The organism is Brevundimonas huaxiensis (genome assembly GCF_014218725.1).
Classification (GTDB): Bacteria; Pseudomonadota; Alphaproteobacteria; order Caulobacterales; family Caulobacteraceae; genus Brevundimonas; species Brevundimonas huaxiensis.
On record NZ_JABBJE010000023.1, the window covers coordinates 1 to 2,575 of the forward strand.

2 protein-coding genes are annotated in these 2,575 nt (G+C 59.0%); both read right to left on the bottom strand.

Annotation, left to right across the window (positions count from 1 at the left end):
- Positions 1-303: 303 nt before the first annotated feature.
- A complete protein-coding gene (locus HF680_RS15690; RefSeq protein ID WP_185225712.1) occupies positions 304-771 on the bottom strand; it encodes a hypothetical protein in 468 nt (155 codons plus the stop codon).
- Between the two features lie 379 nt (positions 772-1,150).
- A complete protein-coding gene (locus HF680_RS15695; protein WP_185225713.1) occupies positions 1,151-2,296 on the bottom strand; it encodes a tyrosine-type recombinase/integrase in 1,146 nt (381 codons plus the stop codon).
- Between the last annotated feature and the right edge of the window lie 279 nt (positions 2,297-2,575).

Here is a 2,575-nt window from a genome sequence, read left to right on the forward strand (position 1 = left end):
CTCTGATCGAGGCGATCAGGGCCTGAGGCGATGGCGTCCTGCGCTTCGTCTCCACCTCCACCCCGCCACCGCTCAGCAGGTTTTTACACGGCCTCAGTCAGAAACGGACGTGGGCAATCGACCACGTCAGATGAAGCTATTTGCCCGCGACCGTGTCGTCCAAGTACGGATGTCCGATCGACCATCTTCCGCACCCGACAATCGGACACCAAAAGGATTCCTCGGATAACGGGCCGCGGCGAGATCACGAGGAGGATACCGTCGGCGTCGTCAAAGCTTGCGCGGAGAAGACAAAGCTGAAATTCAGCGCGCCATGGCCGTAAGGCCGATTAAGGCAGTCCGGCAGGTCGACTCCCCTCTGACAAACACCATTCCTGCATCATTTGGATCTCCCACCTTCCGCACCGCCACCATAGAACCATCATCGTAGATGACTTCCAGAGGCATTCCCTGCGAAGCGAATAGATCGATGACTTGGGCAGGGTTTTCCAGGTTGATGCTGCTGGTAAGGCTTTCACACCTTCCTTCCCCCACAGCAGCGACATACCATATCTTGTCAGACGGTGATTCAGGCCGCGCCGGTATCTGCTCCAGTTTTGCTCTGCTCTCCGCTTCTGTAACATATTCAGGATCCTGCTGGCGGATCGCCTCCAGTTGCTGCTCGGCTGATTGTTGTTCAGGTGGTTTTATCTGAACCTGGTTGGACGGTTGGCAAGCAGACAAGGACAGCGCCACAGCGGCGCATGCCAGCATTTGAATACGCATAGTCATCCCCGTGTTCGCCTCCGGCTGAAGCCGGGGCGGTTGAACACGCGCACACAGGGAACGCGCCTCCCGTATTCCCTACGAGAGGTGTTGTATTCCGGGAGCCGCCCGACAAAAGCGGGGTCTCCTGTGTTCACGGCATGCGCGGTCGCGAGCGGTGTTCAAGCCGAGCCGCGACCGGGGCTTTAGATCACGAAAGGAATGCACATGCTAGGCGGCATCATTCCTGTTTCACGTTGGCATGCGCTTGGTGGTCTATGATCGCCCTCCCCCATGCAGAGGCTTGGGGCTAGTTTTCCGGGGTTTGGGCTCAGATAGACGTAATTTACATTTCATCTGGTCGGCTTCGCGTCGCGCGTAGCGCTGCGCGGGTGGTTATCGGCGTCTAGCTAGGACGCGATTGGATAGTTCCGTCGGCGAGTATCCCAGCAGCCCGCCAACCGATCCCGGCCGGGTGTGAGGCTCGACGCTCGCGAGCCCGGTTCTGGTTCACCCTCAAGGCCGCCTCCAAAGCGCGCGCCTTGTTGTAGTATTTTTCGGACGTGCGGATCGAAGAATGGCCCAAGATCGTCATTATCAGGTCGATCTGTTCTGGCGCGCTGGTCGCAATCGTTGTCGCAGCAATATGGCGAAATGCATGAGGATGGATCGCCGTCCCAAACTCGACCTCCGTCCGCCGACACACCGTTTCATATATGGCCTGAGATGACATCTTGCGGCCGTGGCGCGATATCCAGAGAGCTTCGGTAGCTGGCCCACGAACGGCATATCGTGCAAGCAGTGCTGGTCTGTGAACCGTCAGATACTCGGCCAACGCCACATCCAACTGACCCGGCCAACGGCAAAAGATTTCCCGTCCGGATTTGGTCTCTTCGCCGGGGATACGGATCTGCCAGTGATCACCTTGCCTCTCCAATCCATTACCAATGGCCAGCGATGCAAGGTTGCGGCGCCGTAGCGGGCAGAAGATGAGCAACGCAATCATCAGCCCATCCCGAAACCGGAGCGAACCATAGCCGCCCGCATCTGGACCGTGGGCGCCCGTTACGGCGTCTTCCATCAGGGCGAACCCTAAATCCAGCACTTCGGCAGCGGGTCGCAGGATGTTTCGGATCTCCTTTTGGGGTTTGGCTTCGCGATGAACACGGTCGGCCGCGAGCCGGAGGATGGACCAGTCGTTATCTGGCTCGATCGCTCCCAAGGCTCTTGCAATCGAGCGGATCCGACCAGCGATCGTGTAGTCTGCAAGCCCCTGCTTTCTCATGGCTGAATGATAAACCCGCAAGACGTCAATGGTCGCCCGGTCCCCCGGCCGGAGCATGAGAAGGTACGGCTCCTCTCGACCTAGCCAGTTCAGCCAATGGCCATACCCAAGCGCAATCCCCTCGATCGTGGCCGGCGCCAGCTCAGAAAGAGCGTTCGATCGAAGATCGAAGATGTCGCGGCCCTGAATGGCTTGTGTCCAACGCTCCCTATCAAAGGTTGGCCACTGCCAGAGCGGTAAAGAGCGGTTCTCAGGCGTCTGCTTCATCTGACACCCTGACGTAGGCTAACGCGGGCCTCGGCAAGGGTGTGATGGTATTGCGCATGGGCGGTATTGGACTGCGACTCTGCATAGTGCGTGCGGGTCACCTTGTCGGACCGATGCCCTAGGAACTGACGCGCCGTTTCCATATCTCCAGGGTGCGCGGCGAGATACATTTTGACTGCAAGGTGCCTGACGTGCCCCTGAGTTTTCATCCAGCGGCGACCAGAGTCCTTGGGTTAGTTACGCCTCGCAGCGTGGGGTGAGCAACAGGCCGGGCCGCGC